This window comes from Arthrobacter sp. NPDC058288 (genome assembly GCF_042880995.1).
In the GTDB taxonomy this organism is placed as follows: Bacteria; Actinomycetota; Actinomycetes; order Actinomycetales; family Micrococcaceae; genus Arthrobacter.
Genome location: NZ_JBHVYH010000001.1, coordinates 1,687,007 through 1,704,378 on the forward strand (window position 1 = coordinate 1,687,007; position 17,372 = coordinate 1,704,378).

Annotated in this window: 18 protein-coding genes; 10 read left to right on the plus strand and 8 right to left on the minus strand. The window is 65.7% G+C overall.

Annotated elements, in window-relative coordinates:
* Window positions 1–4: 4 nt before the first annotated feature.
* The 4 genes from ACFVWT_RS08045 to ACFVWT_RS08060 all read right to left on the minus strand — a co-directional run bounded on the left by ACFVWT_RS08045 (window position 5) and on the right by ACFVWT_RS08060 (window position 4,731).
* Window positions 5–2,185: a bifunctional polysaccharide deacetylase/glycosyltransferase family 2 protein gene (locus ACFVWT_RS08045; protein ID WP_390246780.1), complete on the minus strand. Its 2,181-nt coding sequence runs from the start codon at window positions 2,183–2,185 to the stop codon at window positions 5–7.
* Entirely contained in the window at window positions 2,182–2,703 is a 522-nt protein-coding gene (locus tag ACFVWT_RS08050) for a hypothetical protein (protein WP_390246782.1), read from the minus strand. The genes ACFVWT_RS08045 and ACFVWT_RS08050 overlap by 4 nt, the downstream gene beginning before the upstream one ends.
* Before the next feature lie 53 nt (window positions 2,704–2,756).
* Window positions 2,757–3,812 carry an acyltransferase family protein gene (locus ACFVWT_RS08055; RefSeq protein WP_390246784.1) on the minus strand — a complete coding sequence of 352 codons (1,056 nt, stop codon included), beginning with the start codon at window positions 3,810–3,812 and terminating at the stop codon, window positions 2,757–2,759.
* A gap of 334 nt (window positions 3,813–4,146) precedes the next feature.
* Window positions 4,147–4,731, minus strand: a complete 585-nt coding sequence (locus tag ACFVWT_RS08060) for an adenylate kinase (protein ID WP_390247137.1) — start codon at window positions 4,729–4,731, stop codon at window positions 4,147–4,149.
* A 230-nt stretch (window positions 4,732–4,961) separates the two neighbouring features.
* Here ACFVWT_RS08060 and ACFVWT_RS08065 point away from each other — a divergent pair, with 230 nt between their 5' ends.
* Entirely contained in the window at window positions 4,962–5,435 is a 474-nt protein-coding gene (locus ACFVWT_RS08065) for a GNAT family N-acetyltransferase (RefSeq protein WP_390246786.1), read from the plus strand.
* Between the two features lie 53 nt (window positions 5,436–5,488).
* Here the strand turns inward: ACFVWT_RS08065 and ACFVWT_RS08070 are convergent, their stop codons facing one another.
* Together ACFVWT_RS08070 and ACFVWT_RS08075 are read right to left on the minus strand one after the other, a co-directional pair.
* Window positions 5,489–7,489 carry a VWA domain-containing protein gene (locus ACFVWT_RS08070; protein ID WP_390246788.1) on the minus strand — a complete coding sequence of 667 codons (2,001 nt, stop codon included), beginning with the start codon at window positions 7,487–7,489 and terminating at the stop codon, window positions 5,489–5,491.
* A 27-nt stretch (window positions 7,490–7,516) separates the two neighbouring features.
* Window positions 7,517–8,905, minus strand: coding sequence for a sigma 54-interacting transcriptional regulator (locus ACFVWT_RS08075; protein WP_390246790.1), 1,389 nt, complete (start codon window positions 8,903–8,905; stop codon window positions 7,517–7,519).
* Between the two features lie 94 nt (window positions 8,906–8,999).
* Here ACFVWT_RS08075 and ACFVWT_RS08080 point away from each other — a divergent pair, with 94 nt between their 5' ends.
* The gene (locus ACFVWT_RS08080; protein WP_390246792.1) at window positions 9,000–9,659 is read left to right on the plus strand and encodes an MSMEG_4193 family putative phosphomutase; all 660 of its coding nucleotides are present in this window, start codon (window positions 9,000–9,002) and stop codon (window positions 9,657–9,659) included.
* Between the two features lie 228 nt (window positions 9,660–9,887).
* Window positions 9,888–11,327, plus strand: a complete 1,440-nt coding sequence (locus tag ACFVWT_RS08085; RefSeq protein WP_390246794.1) for an EAL domain-containing protein — start codon at window positions 9,888–9,890, stop codon at window positions 11,325–11,327.
* Between the two features lie 112 nt (window positions 11,328–11,439).
* Here the strand turns inward: ACFVWT_RS08085 and ACFVWT_RS08090 are convergent, their stop codons facing one another.
* Complete coding sequence (locus ACFVWT_RS08090) at window positions 11,440–11,958, minus strand: flavin reductase family protein (RefSeq protein ID WP_390246796.1); 519 nt, start codon at window positions 11,956–11,958, stop codon at window positions 11,440–11,442.
* A gap of 236 nt (window positions 11,959–12,194) precedes the next feature.
* Here ACFVWT_RS08090 and ACFVWT_RS08095 point away from each other — a divergent pair, with 236 nt between their 5' ends.
* From ACFVWT_RS08095 to arfB, 7 genes are all read left to right on the plus strand, one after another.
* Complete coding sequence (locus ACFVWT_RS08095; protein WP_390246798.1) at window positions 12,195–13,385, plus strand: cytochrome P450; 1,191 nt, start codon at window positions 12,195–12,197, stop codon at window positions 13,383–13,385.
* A 123-nt stretch (window positions 13,386–13,508) separates the two neighbouring features.
* Window positions 13,509–13,763: a hypothetical protein gene (locus tag ACFVWT_RS08100; protein WP_390246800.1), complete on the plus strand. Its 255-nt coding sequence runs from the start codon at window positions 13,509–13,511 to the stop codon at window positions 13,761–13,763.
* Between the two features lie 194 nt (window positions 13,764–13,957).
* The gene (locus tag ACFVWT_RS08105) at window positions 13,958–14,314 is read left to right on the plus strand and encodes a hypothetical protein (RefSeq protein ID WP_390246802.1); all 357 of its coding nucleotides are present in this window, start codon (window positions 13,958–13,960) and stop codon (window positions 14,312–14,314) included.
* Window positions 14,311–15,540 carry an Nramp family divalent metal transporter gene (locus ACFVWT_RS08110; protein ID WP_390246804.1) on the plus strand — a complete coding sequence of 410 codons (1,230 nt, stop codon included), beginning with the start codon at window positions 14,311–14,313 and terminating at the stop codon, window positions 15,538–15,540. The genes ACFVWT_RS08105 and ACFVWT_RS08110 overlap by 4 nt, the downstream gene beginning before the upstream one ends.
* On the plus strand, window positions 15,537–15,944 hold the full coding sequence (locus tag ACFVWT_RS08115; protein ID WP_390246806.1) for a hypothetical protein: 408 nt from the start codon (window positions 15,537–15,539) through the stop codon (window positions 15,942–15,944). The genes ACFVWT_RS08110 and ACFVWT_RS08115 overlap by 4 nt, the downstream gene beginning before the upstream one ends.
* Window positions 15,931–16,278: a PRC-barrel domain-containing protein gene (locus tag ACFVWT_RS08120; protein ID WP_390246808.1), complete on the plus strand. Its 348-nt coding sequence runs from the start codon at window positions 15,931–15,933 to the stop codon at window positions 16,276–16,278. Before ACFVWT_RS08115 ends, ACFVWT_RS08120 begins: the two co-directional genes overlap by 14 nt.
* A gap of 29 nt (window positions 16,279–16,307) precedes the next feature.
* Window positions 16,308–16,730: an alternative ribosome rescue aminoacyl-tRNA hydrolase ArfB gene (gene arfB / locus ACFVWT_RS08125; RefSeq protein ID WP_390246810.1), complete on the plus strand. Its 423-nt coding sequence runs from the start codon at window positions 16,308–16,310 to the stop codon at window positions 16,728–16,730.
* 36 nt (window positions 16,731–16,766) lie between these two features.
* Here the strand turns inward: arfB and ACFVWT_RS08130 are convergent, their stop codons facing one another.
* Entirely contained in the window at window positions 16,767–17,276 is a 510-nt protein-coding gene (locus tag ACFVWT_RS08130; RefSeq protein ID WP_390246812.1) for a TspO/MBR family protein, read from the minus strand.
* Between the last annotated feature and the right edge of the window lie 96 nt (window positions 17,277–17,372).

The following is a 17,372-nucleotide window of genomic DNA, read 5'->3' on the forward strand; positions in this document are numbered from 1 at the left end:
CGGGCTACGTTTGTCCCCCGGCGGCCGGCGGGACACGCAGGCTGCCGTACCTCTCCATCCGATGCCAGCCGAGATGGACACCCGCCAAGGCGGTGACCACTGACTGGATGACGACGAGATACATCAGCTGCCGGTAGACGAACTGCTGGAGCGGAAGCGTCCATAGCGGCCCGAGCCGTTCCTTGTCGAGCCGGAACGCATAGGTGGCCATGAGCATCTGAACGACGAGGAAGACGAGCCAGAGTGCCGCGATCCGGAGTGGATCGAGGAAGATCAGTCCATAGACAGCAAACACATCGACTACGGGGGCGAACAGGGGAAGCAGCACTTGGAGAACGAGCAGGTAGCCGAGCCCGCGTCGGCCAAGCTTGCCGGCCGCTCCCCGCTGCACCACCGCACCCCGGTGCTTCCACATTGCCTGCAACGTGCCGTAGCACCAGCGGTACCGCTGTTTCCACAGGGCGCCAAGGGTAGCGGGGGCCTCGGTCCACGCACGGGCATCGTCCTGGTACACGACGCGCCAGCCGTCGCGGCACAGCGACATGGTGAGGTCCGTGTCTTCGGCGAGCGTGTCGTCGCTTACTCCGCCGACCCGCAGGAGGGCGTCGCGGCGGAAGCCGCCAATAGCCCCGGGAACCGTTGGCATGCACTCCGCGACGTCGAACAGCCGGCGGTCCAGATTGAAGCCGACGACGTACTCGATGTGCTGCCACGCACCAAGGATGCCGCCGCGGTTGGCCACCTTGGTGTTGCCCGAAATTGCCCCCACGCGCGGGTCAGCGAAGGGCTGGATGAGGGCATGGACCGTGTCCGGTTCGAAGACGGTGTCGCCGTCGACCATCACCACAAGTTCGTGGCTGGCGGCAGCGAGCCCGGCGTTAAGGGCGGAGGGCTTGCCCCCGTTCTCCTTCCGGATCACGGTGACACCAGGCAGGCCAAGGGCTTCCACGATGTCCGCGGTCCCGTCGGTTGAGCCGTCGTCGACCACGATGGTCTCAACGGGGTGGTTCGAGGCGGCGATGGACCGGACTGCGGCTTCGATGCCGACAGCCTCGTTGTAAGCGGGGACTATCACGCTGACCGGCTCTGTGATCTCTGGCCTGACCGGCACGTCCACCCGCCGCCGCCCCCTGCTCACGGTCCGAAGACGCCGCGCAGCCCGGCTGTGGCGGGCGGCGAAGCCGATGACGAGGACGGCGCGGACCAGCGTCACGATGCCGGCCGCAACCAGCCCCCACGATATGGCGGTGACGACGAAGTCGCTCAGCTGGATGCCCCGCACGAACGCCGTTCCGGTCATCTTCTCCGCGGCGGCGGCCTCCCGCATGCTGTCAATACCGAGTGCGTCACCGACGCTTGTCACGCGATAGCCTTGGCCGGCGAATCGCGACAAGGCGGAATCGAGCGCCGCGACTGTCTGCGCCCTGTCACTACCGCCGTCATGCATGAGGAGCACCTGCCCCTGCGGCCCGGAAGGGGCGAGATTCCGCTCGATGGCTGCTGCGCCCGGCCGCCGCCAGTCCTCGCTGTCGACGCTGCTCAGCACCGTGATGTAGCCCTCGTCCGCGGACGTTCGCATTGCCGACCAGGTGCTGTCGTTGATCGCATCGTTCCCCGAGCTGTACGGCGGACGCAGCAGCGACGTCGTCTGTCCGGTGATGCCGGCGATGGCTTCCTGGGCACCTTGGACTTCGAGTTCACGCCGCCACGACGGAGCAGTGCCGAGGTCTGTGTGCGTGAGTGTGTGAACGCCGATCTCGTGGCCTTCGGCAATGATCCGGCGCACGAGGTCCGGGTTGTCGATCGCCGCCGAGCCAACAACGAAGAACGTCGCACGCACGTGATGCTTCCGCAGGACGTCGAGGATCTGAGGCGTCCAGACAGGGTCCGGCCCGTCGTCGAACGTCAGTGCGAGCGTGTGGTCCGGAGGGCTCACGGTGCGGACCGCCCCGCCACGGGAATCGACCACCGGGCCGCCGCCGGAGACTGCCTGGGGCACGTTTCCCGCAGAGGTGCTCGACGGTACGGAGTCATCGCCGATTCCGGCGAGGTGGTGCATGTATCCCTGGACGGTGAGTGCAACACCCAGCGCAAAGATGACGGCGATGAGGACGAACCAGTGAGCCCTTACGCTGGCGGGAACTGCGGATTTGACTGCGGACTTGACCGGGCGGCTCAGACTCACGGCTGCGGCGGGGTAGACGGACGCGCAGCCTGGCCCGGGGCCGTCCCGCTCTTGCCTGGTGCCGTCGGCTCCGTGGCCGGTGCAGGAACTGTAGCGGGCGCAGAGGGGGCAGTCTTCTGCACTTCAGTAGCACTGCCCGTAGCACCGGCCGGCGGCGTCACCGGAACGGCCGGCGGCGCAATCACCGGAGCCTGGAATGCGGCCTGCCCTGCAGGTTCGGCCGGGACGGCCTGGGGGGCCGGGGCCGCGGCGGTGGACGTCGGCGCCGACTGGGAAGGAGGAATGTCCTGGGCCGCGGGAGCTGCCGGGCGGGCAGGCAGCGGCAGGTACGGAGCCGCGACATTGGGTCCGCCAACGAATGCAACCACCAGGAGCACCACGTATGCCGCCACGAGCCCGAGCGACCCGAGGCCAAGAAGCTTCACGAGCCGCAGGCGCCGTCCTGATGCATCTACGAAGACCGGCCCGCGCGGCTGCGCGGGCCTCGACTGATCGGACGTTTCATCAAAAGCTGCCATCGGGCATCAACCTTAGACGATCAGCAATCCGCATCCCAAAAGCATGACCCTCGTCACGTCCGGGCATCGGCCCTGGCCTGGCAATACCTGTCGAAGCGGTCGCGCCCCGTGCGACCCAGCTTTTCGACCGTATGCCAGCTGACCACCGCCACAAGCAGCGTCAGCACGATGGCCGACACTGCCACGAGCGGCGGCAAGTCGGCAGTGGAACCGCCGTTGAGCCAGAGGATGACCACGTAGTTCCAGAGGTATGCCGCATAGGAAACAGTGCCCAGCATCTGCAGCGGCCGCGTCCACCGGGGCAGCACCTGCGAACGGGAGGCGGCCAGCACCACCAGGACCGCCGCGGCAGCCATCGCCAGCGGACCTCCGACAAAGAAGAAGGCCGGCGACTCGTTGGCCTTGGGAAAGAACACCAGCGCGGCGAGGACAAGAACAGCGCCAAGCAGGGCCAGCCGCCGGGGCCGGCGGCCCGCGAACCAGCTGAACATCTTGACCCGGTAGAGGCGCAGCCCCGAACCGATGATCAGCCCGAGGCCCCACGTCGTAGGAAGCGCATAGACCAGGGAGTGCAGGTGCGGAGCCAGGATCAGCATGGCCAGGACGCTCGCCGTCATCAGGGAAAAGACGACGGCCGCAGACCAGCCGATCAGCAGTCCCTGGCGGTTCCTCCCCAGCGCGACCACCAGCAGTGCCGGCCAGATCAGGTAGAACTGTTCCTCCACCGCCAGCGTCCAGAGCGGCCCGATCGCCATGCTGACGTCAAAAGGCAGCGGCAGGTCTTTCAGGTAGCCGAAACCGGCCAGGAGGGTGTAACCGATGATCCCCTTGGATCGGTCCCCCAGCACGTCCGCCGTCAGTTCAACGACGGCGTAGACGCTAAGGAAGGCGATGAGCGCCGGCAACAGCCGGAAGGCCCGGTGCGCATAGAAGCGGCCGTAACGGACTTCGCGATGCTGTTCGATGTCCCTCAGCAGCACCCCTGTGATCAGGTAGCCGCTCAGCACGAAGAAGACAATCACTCCGACGATGCCGGCACCTTGAAATACCCCTGGCCACGAATGTCCCAGCAGAACGGCACCGACGGCGGCACCCCGCAGGACGTCCAAACCGCCCAGCCTTTGCCCCACTGCACTGTGCCGGGCGGTTTGCCCGGCAGTTTGCCCGGCGGTCTGCCCGGCAGCCGTCCGTACTGTTCCATCAACTAGCAACGCCAAATGACCTCCGCAGTTCCGTCTGGATGATTTCGATGCCGCGCGCCAGCGGTGATCCCGGGCGCCGCGCCTCGTCTAATTATCCCCGGCCCGGCTGAGTGAAAGCTGACCCCCGCCGAAGGGTGCGGCGTGGTTGGAGGCGAACACGGTGGGTTCCACGAAGTACCCGCCGCAAAAGGCGGGAGGACGACGGGGGTGCGAACCGCCGTCGTCCTCCCCCTTTATTTTTCTATTGTCCTCGGACCGGCACCCTGAGCACGTCATCGATGCTGCCCAGAACCCGCTCCGTGACCTCCTCGATTCCGCCGATCCCGTCCACCTGCGCGAGGATCCCGCGGCCGGCATACTTGGCCACCACGGCCTCCGTCTGCTGGTGGTACAGGTCCAGCCGGTGGCGGATGACGCTTTCGTTGTCGTCGCTCCGGCCGGTTTCCCTGGCCCGGCCCATCAGGCGGGAGACCAGTTCCTCGTCGTCCGCAGTCAGCTGGAGGACTACGCCAAGCTTCTGGTCGCACGACGCGAGGATTCCGTCGAGGTATTCCACCTGCGCCACGGTGCGCGGGTAGCCGTCCAGCAGGAAGCCCTCTTTGGCGTCGTCCTGGCTGAGGCGGCTCCGCACCATTTCATTCGTGACGCTGTCCGGCACGAAGTCTCCGTTATCCATGTACTTCCGGGCCTCGACGCCGAGCGGGGTCCCGCCTTTGACGTTGGCCCGGAAGATATCGCCGGTTGAGATCGCCACTACGCCGAGGCGTTCCGAAATCCGTTCCGCCTGGGTTCCCTTGCCGGAACCGGGCGGACCAATAATCAGCATTCTCGTCATTCGCTATTCCTTTGCTGGTTATATGGACGTCTTCGTCCTGGCCCGATGCTACTGATCCGGGGGCTGCGGCCGGGCTGCATCGGTGCCTGACAGCAGAGTACGACGGCGGAGGAACCCCGCCGTCGTCCCCTGGCCTTTTGTGCTGCTACCGGTACTGCTGGTGCAGTGAACGGCGGGGCCGGCTTGGCATATTACGAGGGGGGACCGGTAAATTTGGGGCGATGATTCACATTGACCGGGACGACCCGGCGCGCGCGGATGTCCACCAACTCCTGAGCGAACACCTGGCCGACATGTACGCCACCTCGCCGGCCGAAAGTGTGCACGCGCTGGACCACTCAGCGCTCTCCGGACCCTCGATCACCTTCTGGACGGCCCGCGACGAAGGCGAGCTCCTCGGGTGTGGCGCGCTCAAACTCCTCGACGCCGCGCCCGGTTCAGCGAAGCACGGCGAAATCAAGTCCATGCGCACCACGGCAGGCGCACGGGGACGCGGCGTGGCCACCCTGATGCTCAGGCACATCGTGGGCGAAGCCCGAAGCAGGGACTGCGGGCGCCTTTACCTTGAGACGGGAACCGAAGAGTATTTCGCTCCCGCACGGCGCCTATATGCCCGCAACGGATTCACCGAATGCCCGCCCTTTGCCGACTACGCCCTGGATCCGAACAGCGTTTTTATGGAACTGCACCTCTGAGGGTCCAGACAAGGCCGGGTTGCTCACCCCCACGCCTAGCCCGGCTCCCGACCCTAAGAAGCCCAGTCGGCGTCGTCGTAAGGGCGGCCGCGGAAGTGGGCACGGAGATACTCTCCCACGACGGCGGCCCCCAACTCTCCGGACTCGGGCGCAACAACCCGGCCGTCGATGCGGCGGACCATACGCTGGACGAACCGCTCGAGCCCCGGGTCATCGCCCAGCCGGAAAAACGTGGCCTGCGTTCCTGCGCGGCCGAGACGGTCGAGCTCGGCGATCGTCACGCGGATGGTCTCCGGGTCAGGCGGATAGTCGAACCACGAGTCCCCTTCCGGCAACAGGTGCGCGGTAGGCTCGCCATCGGTCACCACGAGGAGCACGTGCTGCATTGACGGGTGCTGGCGGAAGAAGCGGTTGGCCAGCAACAACCCGTGATGAAGATTGGTTCCCTGCTCCCGCCGCGATGCCAGGGCCGTGAGCTCACCGATGTCCATGGTCTGCGCGTAGCGGCCGAAGGTGATCAGCTGCAGCCGGTCCCCGCGGAACCGGGTGGAGACGAGATGGTGCAGGGCAAGGGCGGTGCGCTTCATCGGCACCCATCGCCCCTCTGCGGCCATTGAGAACGACACATCGACGAGCAGGACGACGGCGGCCTGGGTGCGTGCCTCAGTCTCCGTCACTTCGATATCGTCCACCTCGAGGCGGACCCCGCGGCCCGGGTCACCGCCGCCGGCCACGGTCCGGCGGATGGCGTTTGTCATGGTGCGGGTAACGTCCCACGGCCCGGCGTCCCCGAACTCCCATTGACGACTGGAGCCGATCTGCTCGCCGGCCGCCCCGGCCACGCGCGTATCCCGGCGGCCCTGCCGGCCGGACAGCTGCTTGGCAGTGTCCCGCAACAGTGACTTGCCGAGCCGCCTCATGGCCTGCGGGGACAAGCGAAGGTCGCCGTCGGCGCCGCGCCGAAGGTAGCCGCCGTCCTGCATGGCCCTCTCGATCTCGGCGAGGGTACGGGCCGTCACGGCGGCGCTCCGCCCGAGCTGGCGGGCCAGCGCGTCAAGGTCCAGGTCGTCAAGGCGTGAGCCGTTATAGGACTGCGAGAGCTGCTCGGCCAGATCGTCGAGTTCGGCGATGTCCTGGAGCACGCCGGTGCCGTCGCCCAGCCCAAGTCCCTCCTGCCCTTCAAAACGTTCGGAGCCGGTCCAGTCCTCCCCCGGGCGCAGAGCGCGCAGGGTGTCGTCGAGTTGACTGAGCTGGTCCATGAGTTCGGGCGAGCCGAATGCCTGCGCGGACAGCCGCATCAGCTCGTCGCGCTGCTCGGCGGACATGGACTGCAGGAGCCGTTGCGCTGCGGCCGCGCGCCGGGCGAGTGCATCGATCAGCTCCTCGACTGATTGCGGGTTCTCCGGAAAGAAGTGGCCGTGGCTGGCCATGAACTCGTGGAAGTCCGCCACCGTATCCTCGCCGCGCCGGTGTTTGTCGAGAAGTTCGTTGAGGTCCTGCAGCATCCCGCTAACCGCCGCGCGGTCCTCATCCGTGGCGCCTTCGAGGGCCTGCTTCATGCCGGCGAACCGCTGGTCGAGGACCTCACGGCCCAACAGATCCTTGATCCGCTCGTAGGCTTCCCGGGCTGTGCTTGACTGCCAGTCATACGAGGCGAGCTCGTTGACCGCTGCCGCGGTGGACTTCGGCAGGTTCTGCAGCTGCATCTCCCTGAGAGCGCGGTCCGTGTTGTCCATCATGGCGTCGCGGGCGAGCTGCTTGCGTTCCTCAAGCACTGCGGTATCGAGCAGCTTCTGTACTTCGCTGAGGGTGCCGTCCAGGCGGTGGCGGCCCAGAAGTTCACTGCGGCGCTGTTCCACGCGGCCGGCGAGATCGTCGAGACCTTCACGGTTGCGGCCGCCGTGCCGCAGGTACTCCTGAAGGGCGCGCCGGGGTGAGTAGCCCGCCATGACGTCCTCGGCAATCGCGTCGAGCGCCTCCGCAAGGTCGACCGGCGGGGCGAGCGGATCAGGCCCTCCCCTGTACCGGCCGTACTTGGAGTTGTGCACACCCATGATGCCGCCTATCCCCGGACCTGGTTCCTAGCCGTAGACCGTTTCCTCGTCGTCGGACTCCTTGGAGATCCGCCGGGCGAGATAAAGACCTTCCAATGCAAGTTCGATTGCCGCGGCGCGCTGTCCGTCGTTCCTGGCGCCCAGGCGCCCGCTGATCTCGTCATAGAGGCCGGATGAGTCAAGGGACGGAAGGTTTTCGAGGAACTCCCGTGCGGTGACGTGTTCGCCGGTGGTCACTGTCCGGTGGCCGTCGAGCGCCGCTACAAGCGGACCGAGGTCCAGTCCGTGAAAGTGGGCCCGAACGGCTTCGGCAGTGGCCGTGCGAAGAAGATGGTCGAGGACCGCCTGTTCGCGCCCTTCCTCACCGGATTCAAACTCAATCTTGCCCGTCAGGACCTCGACTGCGGTCTCCAGGTCGATGATCCGCGCGACGGCCTGGTCCTCGCCGCGGACGCTGGCACGCCGCAGCGCCGCGGCGGCGACTGTTTCGGCGCCTGCGATGGCGAACCGCGCCGAGACTCCGGAGGTCTGGTTGATGGCCGGGGATTGCCGCAGTGCACGGGTGTAGCGCGCCAGGATCTCAAGAATGACGGGCGGGACGTCGGCCACCAGCCGCCCCTCCTGCCGGATGACGGACACCTCGTCCTCCAGCTCTATCGGGTAGTGGGTCCGGATCTCGGCGCCGAAGCGGTCCTTCAGCGGCGTGATGATCCGGCCGCGGTTGGTGTAGTCCTCGGGGTTTGCGGAGGCGACAACGAGCACATCCAGCGGCAGCCGCAGCACGTAACCCCGGATCTGGATATCGCGCTCCTCCATCACGTTGAGCATAGCGACCTGGATCCGCTCGGCAAGGTCCGGCAGTTCGTTGATGGCTATGATGCCGCGGTTGGAGCGCGGGACGAGTCCGTAATGGATGGTTTCCGGGTCCCCGAGCCGGCGGCCCTCGGCAACCCGCATCGGGTCGACGTCGCCGATGAGGTCGGCTACGGAGGTGTCCGGCGTAGCGAGCTTCTCGACGTATCGTTCCGAGCGGTGGCGCCACGAGACCCGCAGCCGGTCACCCTCGGTGAGAACACGGGCACGGGAGTGTTCCGTGATCGGTTCGAAAGGGTGTTCGTTCAGTTCCGAACCCTCGATCACCGGGGACCACTCGTCGAGCAGCCCCGCAAGGGTGCGCAGGAGGCGTGTTTTGCCTTGCCCCCGCTCGCCAAGCAGGACGACGTCGTGCCCGGCAATCAAGGCCCGCTCGAGCTGCGGAAGGACGGTCCGGCTGAAACCGTACATCCCCGGCCACGGATTACGCCCGGCAGCGAGCGCGGCGAGCAGGTTGCCGCGGATCTCGTGGCGCAGATCCTTGAGGACATGGCCGGCTGCACGCAATTCACCAACGGTGAAAATCTCGGGACGATCACTCACCTCTCTACCGTAGTCCCCGGATGCGCGGCGAATCGAGGGAAATGCGCAAAGATTCCTGCGCACGTGCCCCTGGCACGGCCTACGCTGGAGGGTGATGACTGCAGCAGCGCCGTCGATGAAAGCGACACCGCGAAGCACCCTCCTGTTTCTCGTGCGCCACGGGGAGACACCCACGACAGGGACGGTGTTGCCCGGCCGCGCCCCGGGACTGCACCTGTCCGATCGAGGCCGGGTCCAGGCAGAACGGGTCGCGGAACGGCTTGCAGGCCTGGCTGTCGACGCCATCTACTCCTCGCCCCTGGAACGCACCCGCGAGACGGCGGAACCTACCTCGGCCCGCACCGGGCTCCCTGTCAACGAGGACGCCGGCCTGATCGAATGCGACTTCGGCGAGTGGACCGGGTCCGCGCTCGCCGATCTGGCGGGGTTGCCGCAATGGCAGACCGTACAGCACAGCCCGTCGGCCTTCCGATTTCCGGACGGCGAGAGCTTCGCGGAGATGCAGGCCAGGATTGTCGGAGCGCTGGAGGCGCTGCGCACCGCGCACGCCGGGGGCGTCGTCGTCTGCTTCTCCCACGCGGACCCGATCAAAGCCGCCGTTGCCCACGCCCTGGGCACGCAGCTTGACCAGTTCCAGCGGATCGTCGTCAGCCCGGGCTCGGTTTCGGCCATCTCGTACGCGGAGGGCGGGGGTCCCGCCGTGCTGACCGTTAATTCGACGTTGGAACCGTTGAGCGGGCTGAGGGCGTCGTGACAGGGGGCAGTCCGTGTCCGGCCGGGAGTTGACGCTCCTCACCGAGGGCGGCATCGAACTGCTCGGACGCATCCCGAAGACTCTTCTCGAGGACATCGCTCGACGGAAAGACCGGCGGGTGCGGACTGTCTTCATCACGAAGATGTGGCACTTGTGGCATGATGACGGCAACTGTCCAGCAGAGGGGGGTCTCGTGATCAGTCGTACGCCGGTGCTTATTGCATGCAAATGCCGGACCCGGTAACGGGGAAGGCCAGGAACCGGGCGGCGGTCACGCCGGGAACGGGGCAGCTGCGGCGCATCCGCGAAATTCTTCCGGCCGGCCTGTGCCGGATCCCCGCCGGGTGCTGGCTCGCCCTGGTGGTCCTGGCAGAGGTGGTGCTTGCTTTCGTGGTGCGAATTCCCTCGCTGTTCGCGCCTGACGGCCGCGGCGGGACCGCCGGCCGGCTCTGGGCCCTGGATATTGCGGCGCTCTCGTTGGTGCCCATTGTCGTTTTCGCGGCCCTCCAGCTGAACCGGCAGCGGAAACGGGAACGCGCCCAGGCGTCGGAATCGTCCGGGTACATCGACAAAGTGATGCGAACGAGCCGCGAATGGCTTTGGGCAGTCGACGCTACCGGAACCATCACGTTTTCCAGTCCGATGTGCGAGCAGCTGACCGGATACAGTCCATCGGAGCTGGTAGGCAGTCCCATCGGTCTGGTCCTGGATCCCGCAGACCTTGCAGCTGCCCTCAAATCCCAACCGGTCGTCGAGGACGAGTCCACCTTCACCGGCCTCGTCCTTGTCTGCCGGCACCGGGACGGCAGCCGGGTGCTGATGGAAGTTGCCGGCCAAACGGTCTACGGAGCAGACGGAACGGGGACAGGTTTCGAGGGCACCGCCCGGGCCATTGACAACCCTTCCTCCTCGGACCATACCGCGGAACAGATCCGGGAGCGCGTCACAGCCCTGGTGTCCGGCCACGGCATCGTTACTGCCTTCCAGCCGATCCAATGCCTCAGGAGCGGAAACGTCGTCGGCGCCGAAGCTTTAAGTCGGTTTCCCTTCTCCGATGGCACCACCACTGAGGCCTGGTTCATGCAGGCTGCCTCCGTCGGCATGGAGGCGGACCTGGAACTCCTGGCCTTGCGCACAGCGCTCCGCACCGGGGCGAGGCTTCCGCGGGATATTTACCTGGCCATCAACCTCTCTCCGGGCGTGTGCCTGGACCCTCGGGTCCTCGAAGCGATCTCGCAGGGCGAAATCCACCCGTCGCGTCTGGTTCTCGAAGTGACAGAACGCCAGAAAGTGGACGACTACGGGCAACTGCTAGGCGTGCTTGCGCCACTGCGGAGTTCAGGGGTGCGGGTGGCCATCGATGATGCCGGGGCGGGATTTGCCTCCATGCAGCACATCGTCCAACTCAAGCCGGACCTCATCAAACTTGACCGCGCCATCATCAGGGACATCGATTCGGACCCAAGCCACCGCGCGTTGGGGGCGGCAATGGTCGGGTTTGCAGCCGAGACAGCCGCTCTCCTCGTGGCGGAGGGAATCGAAACCGCTGCGGAGCTGGATGCCGTCACTTCACTCGGCATGACGGCCGGCCAGGGATACTTCCTTGGCAGGCCGACCCTCGAACCCGCCGACTGGGCCCGGTGGCAGAAGAACACCCGGCCCGGCTAGCGCCTGAAGGTCGGCATGGGCGGCATCGAAAAGTCGGGTACCTCCTGCGCGCCCCCGGCTGCCTGGCGGGCGGGGCGCCGCCGCAGCCTGTGGCAGCCGGACCTGACCTGAATCATGCGACGCTTTCCAGCAATCCGGCGCGTGACTGCACTCCTTCGAAGTAGCCGCCCTTGAAGAAGAGCAGCGGCTCTCCGCCGTCGCGCGCACCGAGTGCGCGCACCGCCCCGAGCACAATGGTGTGGTCGCCGCCGTCGTATTCCTGATGCAGTTCGCAGTCCACCCACGCAAGGGCCTGATCCAGCACCGGGTTTCCCAGCGGCGAGGCGGAAAACTCCACGCCAGCGAACTTGTCGGTCCCGGAACGGGCAAACTGGACGGCGAGATGATGGTGTTCGGCAGGCAGGATGTTCACCGTGAAGCGCCCGGCGTGCCGCAGCAGCGGCCACGTGCTGGAGCTGCGGGCGGGGCTGAAGGTAACCAGCGCCGGGTCCAGGGAGAGGGAGGAGAAGGACTGGCAGGTGAATCCCGCCGGTCCCCTCTCTGTAGCGGCGGTAATCACCGTCAGCCCGGAGGCAAAATGGCCCAGGACGTGCCGCAGGCGCTGCGGAGTGAGATCAGAATGTTCCGTCATGTTCTTCCCTTTCAAAGCCGTTAGTCCCAACCAATCACCGGTCCGGATCCGTTTCAACCGGTGGTGAAACGCGCCGACGCGCAAAGCAACCTGGCTTCACGGCCCGAAGCACAAGGTAACGAAACGGGCCTGTACGCCGCTCCGGAAAGCCTTCCCTTTTGAAGGCCAAGCCGCCGCTTACCTACTGACGCCGGAACGCGGTTCGGCTAAACTCAGGCTGAGCAGAGAGGCCAGCCATGGATTTCGCCGCAGCCAATGAGCACCCGCTGAATCCTTTCCCCCATTACGAGCGAATGAGGGAAGCCGCACCAGTCTTCCACGACGAGAAATCGGGAAGTTGGCACGCCTTCCGGTATGACGACGTGCAGCGGGTCCTCTCCGAGCACGCTACATTTTCTTCGCGAATGGGCGGTGATGACCCCTCCGAGACCGGCCAGCTGTTCGCCTCAAGCCTCATCACCACGGACCCGCCGCGCCACCGGCAATTACGCTCCCTGGTGACCCAGGCCTTCACTCCGAAAGCAGTGGACGCGCTTGCTCCCCGCATCTCGGAGCTGACCGACGAGCTTCTGGACGGGTTCGCTTCCCGCGGTACAGCCGATTTGATCGAAGAGCTGGCGTACCCGCTGCCGGTGATCGTGATCTCCGAACTCATGGGGATCCCCGCAGATGACCGGGACCGCTTCAAGCAGTGGTCCGACGTCATCGTCAGCCAAACGCGGACCAATGCGCAGACAGAAGACCACCAGGCCACCAACCGGGAGATGACCGGGTACTTCCTCGACCTGATCGACCAGCGACGGAGCCGTCCCGGCGATGACTTGATCAGTAACCTTCTCGCAGCCGAAATTGACGGGCAGAAACTAAATGTGGCCGAACTGCTGGGTTTCTGCGCCCTGCTACTCGTGGCCGGCAACGAAACAACCACCAACCTCATCGGCAACGCGGTCCTTTGCTTCACGGAAGTGCCCGGAACTATCGATCGGCTAGTGAAGGAGCCAGCACTGCTCCCCCAGGCCATCGAAGAAGTCCTCCGCTTTCGGTCCCCCGTCCAGTCCATGTACCGGGTCACGGTCGCCGACACCACCCTCGGCGGCGTTCAGATGCCTGCCGGCGCACCGGTGGTGGCGTGGATCGGCTCCGCAAACCGCGACGAGCGGCAATTCCAGCACCCTGCAGAGTTCGACGTCGACCGGGGCCAGATCCGTCATTTGGCATTTGGCCATGGCGTCCACTTCTGCCTCGGTGCGCCCCTTGCAAGGCTTGAAGCAAGGATTGCATTGGAAGCCATCCTGTCCCGGCTGCCTGGACTGGCACTCGCCCCGGGAGCCCGCCTGGAACGGATGGACAGCACAATCGTCTACGGACTGAAAACGCTACCGGCCAGCTGGGAGTCGGCTCTGGACAGTAGGGCCGGAACTTCGTAAATTCGTATCAGTCCCTAGTCAGCCTGTTTGGGGACGGAACCTTTGCCGCCGGGTGCACGGCCGCAAAGAGAGCCGCTGTTGCAGCACGGTGGCACATTGATGCACCCCCTGGAAAGAACCGTCATGGCCAAGTCACACTTTGAACGATTCCTCCTTGAAGCCACCGTCCCGGATGAAACGCAGCATCCCTTGGGACCGGATTGCCTCTACGGCCTGTACACGAGCTGGTGCCTGCTCCACAGCATCACCCCCGTGCAGGACATCATCTTTCGGGCCGCCATGAGGCGCTGTGGTATCGATTGGCGCACAAGCCGCCGACGCATCACGGGCCCGGCAGCCGCGGACTACATTCTTGAGAGTTACCCGGCCGCTTCCTGAACTGGACATTGGGCAGGCGATCCTGACGCCTTTCCCGGTGCATGCTGCGGTGCTGTACCAGTTGTAACTGACGGGAAGAATCAATGAAAGTCGGTGGCGGGACGGGCCCCAGAGGCAACCACTTCCGGTGGGTGCTGGCCCTTTGCCTCTGTTGCCTGCTGGGCGCTTGTTCCAGCGGCGGCGTCCCCCAATCTGTGTCAGACGCAGTCGATAAGAGCCTTACAGCCATTGGAACCGCCAGGCTCGCCTCCGCCTTGAACGCGTCCGGGCAGTTAACGGACGCAGCAGCCGCCACTGCCCTCGATGATGCGCTGAGGGAGCTCGGCACGGCGCGCACGACGGTCGTGAACCTCTCTCCCACGGTGCAGGCCGACCGGGATCTTCGTGGTGCGGCCCTGTCGGCCATGGATGACTGCACGTCGGCAATGCTCGCAGCGGCCGAAGCCCTGTCCAGCAGCGACGGCCGCGCCTCACTGTCCGAAACCGCCAGGCGATTGGAGTCCGCCGCGGGCGCGTTGTCGGAACTGAAGATCCGGTCGGGCAGGCCATGAAACGGCTGCTGGGAGTCGCCCTCGGCGTTCTCACCGCGATCGGAGGCTTCGTGGACATCGGCGATCTGGTCACGAACGCCGTGGTCGGTTCGCGCTTCGGCCTTTCGCTGGTGTGGGTGGTGATTACAGGGGTCCTGGGCATCTGCCTGTTCGCAAACATGTCCGGGCGCGTGGCCGCGGCGTCAGGCAGGGCTACGTTCGAAGTGATCAGGGAGCGGCTTGGCCCGCGGGCAGGACTGGCCAACCTTGGCGCTTCGTTCTTCATTAACCTGATGACTGTGACAGCCGAACTCGGCGGAATCGCGCTGGCCCTGCAACTGGCCAGCAGTGTCCACTATTTGCTGTGGATCCCGGTCGCCGTCTTCGCAGTGTGGTTGGTCATCTGGCGGGTGAAATTCTCCATCATGGAGAACGTGACCGGCTTACTGGGCCTCTGCCTCATCGTCTTCGCCGTGGCGCTGTTCCTCCTCAAACCTGACTGGAACTCCCTGACCGGGCAGGCTGTGTCCATGGCGGTCCCCGCATCCGAGACCGGATCCTCGTACTGGTACTACGCCATCGCACTGTTCGGAGCAGCGATGACTCCGTACGAGGTTTTCTTCTTCTCGTCCGGCGCGGTCGAGGAAGGCTGGTCCGTCAAGGACCTGATCCAGTCACGGATCAACGTGCTGGTCGGCTTTCCGCTCGGGGGCCTGCTCTCCCTGGCAATAGCGGGGTGCGCGGCCGTCGTCCTGCTGCCGGCCGGCATCGCCGTGACCTCACTCTCGCAGGTGGTCCTGCCCGTGGCTCAGGGCGGCGGAAAGCTCGCCCTTGCCTTTGCCCTGATCGGTATCGTTGCCGCAACTTTCGGCGCTGCCCTGGAAACCACACTGTCAAGCGGCTACACACTGGCCCAGTTCTTCGGCTGGTCGTGGGGAAAGTTTCGCCGGCCCGTCCAGGCCGCCCGCTTTCACCTGGCCATGATCATCTGCCTGCTGATCGGGGTCGGCGTTCTGTCCACGGGCGTCGATCCGGTGCTCGTGACCGAATACTCGGTGGTGTTCTCAGCCGTTGCGCTGCCGCTTACCTATCTGCCGATCCTGATCGTAGCCAACGATCCGCAGTACATGGGGGCACACGTCAACGGGCGTCCCGTCAATGTCCTGGCCATGATCTATCTCGTCATCATCCTGGCCGCCTCCCTGGCAGCGATACCGCTCATGATTATCACAGGAGCCGGATCATGACGCTCAACCGCCGGCTGCAACCCGCCCCTCCAGTGGCCGGACGGACCCTCGACGCGCAGCTTCATTTACTTGACCGGCAGGTGCTCGACAGCGACGGCACGCCCGTCACGACAGTCGACGACCTCGAAATCAGCGGGTTGGACACAACCGGTCCCATCGCGGAAGGAACTCCGGCCCCTGTCCTCACTGCCCTGCTCACCGGGCCGGTCCTCGCGACCCGCATCTTCGGAGGCAGGCCGCCATCGTCGCGATTGATCCGGATCAAATGGAAAGACGTCGCAGACGTCGGGGTCATTGTTACCCTCGGCGTCCGGGGAGAGACCCTTGACGCCGGCTGGGTGGAACGCTGGATCCGCGGCAAAATCATCGCCCGCATCCCGGGAGGCCGCCATGATCCTCGGTGACCTTTTGGGATCGCCTGTTCACGACGCCCGCGGAGCGCGCCTTGGCAGGGTCGCGGATGCCAGGTTCGTCGTCGACGGCAGTCCCGGGCAATTAATGGCTCAGGTGCGCCTGCTGGGGCTCGTAGTCAGCCCGCACAGCGCGGCATCATTCCTGGGATATGAACGAACCGGACTCACCCAGCCCTGGCCGTTGGCAAGCATCCTGCGATGGAGGCACCGTGGTTCGTTCCTCGTCATGTGGGCAGACATCGCGCGCGTCAGCGCTGATTCCGTCCAACTCAGGGAGGGATTCACCGCCTACCGCCCAGATCTGAACGCAGCCGGCCAGGAGTAAGCCGGCTCATAGTGTGCAACGCTGGTTGCATGGATCTGGAGGTGTCGCCTGCGCTCACTATTCCCGCTCCGGAACTCCGGTGGCGCTTCACGCGTTCGTCGGGGCCGGGCGGTCAGCACGTCAACACCTCGGACAGCCGCGCCGAGCTTTCCTGGAACATCAGAGATTCGCGGGTACTCTCGGACGGCCAACGGCTGATGCTGCTCACGCGTCTCCACCGACGCCTCATTGCCGGGGTCATTACCGTGACGGCTTCAGAGCAGCGGTCACAGCTGCGCAATCGCGAGATCGCCCTGGCTAAACTCTCCGGCCTAGTGGCAGAGGCGCTTGCTCCCGAATCCGCTCCCCGGCGTCCAACGAAACCGACCCGGGGATCGAACCGCAGGCGCCTCGCCGCAAAGGAACAGAGGTCGGCGACGAAACAGCAACGACGGCGTCCGGCGGCCGAATAACACCCTCCACGGCAAACGCAGCGGACACCTGAACTACTACCGGCCGCCCATTCCGGGGTTGAGTCTCGCGACTCCCGCGGACAAAGCGGTGGCGAAGCCGCACCACAGCGCATAGGGGGCCAGCGCCACGCCGGCGCTGCGGTTCAGGTTGTACGTACGCCGCACCAGGTCAGCGCTGCTTGCAGCCAACACTGCGGCCTCTGCTGCTGCCAGCCAAGGCCGGCGGGCACGCCAGAAAAGCCAGCTCCACGTTGCGTTGAGTACAAGGTTTGCGGCCAAGGCGCCCCGGAAGGCGCGGATCTCCTGCCGCCTGTCCTGTCCGCCGACAGGATCGGTCGCCTCCTTGCTGTCCAGGGCGACGGCGGAACTCACGGCAAGGTCCGCGTAAAGAGCAGTCCACACGACGGGAAAGGCCAGTGCGGGCGGCTGCCAGTCCGGCTTGCGCAGCCGCTGGTACCAGGTGCTGTCAGGATCCGTCGCCAACGCCCCGGCCGCTGCCGTAGCTGCCGTCGCGGCCGCCGTCCACGCTACTGTCAAGAGTTTCATGGTTGCTCCTCTTTCCCTTTGTACTCGTCGAGCCCGGGCAGTTGTGCGCCCATACGCTCGATAGTACGGTCCAGGGTCGCATCCGTCTGGTGTCGT

Coding starts and splice junctions, on each gene's coding strand:
- ACFVWT_RS08050 (WP_390246782.1), bottom strand. CDS start 2,703: ATGGCAGCTTTTGATGAAACGTCCGATCAGTCGAGGCCCGCGCAGCCG.
- ACFVWT_RS08060 (WP_390247137.1), bottom strand. CDS start 4,731: ATGCTGATTATTGGTCCGCCCGGTTCCGGCAAGGGAACCCAGGCGGAA.
- ACFVWT_RS08065 (WP_390246786.1), top strand. CDS start 4,962: ATGATTCACATTGACCGGGACGACCCGGCGCGCGCGGATGTCCACCAA.
- ACFVWT_RS08070 (WP_390246788.1), bottom strand. CDS start 7,489: ATGGGTGTGCACAACTCCAAGTACGGCCGGTACAGGGGAGGGCCTGAT.
- ACFVWT_RS08080 (WP_390246792.1), top strand. CDS start 9,000: ATGACTGCAGCAGCGCCGTCGATGAAAGCGACACCGCGAAGCACCCTC.
- ACFVWT_RS08085 (WP_390246794.1), top strand. CDS start 9,888: ATGCCGGACCCGGTAACGGGGAAGGCCAGGAACCGGGCGGCGGTCACG.
- ACFVWT_RS08090 (WP_390246796.1), bottom strand. CDS start 11,958: ATGACGGAACATTCTGATCTCACTCCGCAGCGCCTGCGGCACGTCCTG.
- ACFVWT_RS08095 (WP_390246798.1), top strand. CDS start 12,195: ATGGATTTCGCCGCAGCCAATGAGCACCCGCTGAATCCTTTCCCCCAT.
- ACFVWT_RS08100 (WP_390246800.1), top strand. CDS start 13,509: ATGGCCAAGTCACACTTTGAACGATTCCTCCTTGAAGCCACCGTCCCG.
- ACFVWT_RS08110 (WP_390246804.1), top strand. CDS start 14,311: ATGAAACGGCTGCTGGGAGTCGCCCTCGGCGTTCTCACCGCGATCGGA.
- ACFVWT_RS08115 (WP_390246806.1), top strand. CDS start 15,537: ATGACGCTCAACCGCCGGCTGCAACCCGCCCCTCCAGTGGCCGGACGG.
- ACFVWT_RS08120 (WP_390246808.1), top strand. CDS start 15,931: ATGATCCTCGGTGACCTTTTGGGATCGCCTGTTCACGACGCCCGCGGA.
- arfB (WP_390246810.1), top strand. CDS start 16,308: ATGGATCTGGAGGTGTCGCCTGCGCTCACTATTCCCGCTCCGGAACTC.
- ACFVWT_RS08130 (WP_390246812.1), bottom strand. CDS start 17,276: ATGAAACTCTTGACAGTAGCGTGGACGGCGGCCGCGACGGCAGCTACG.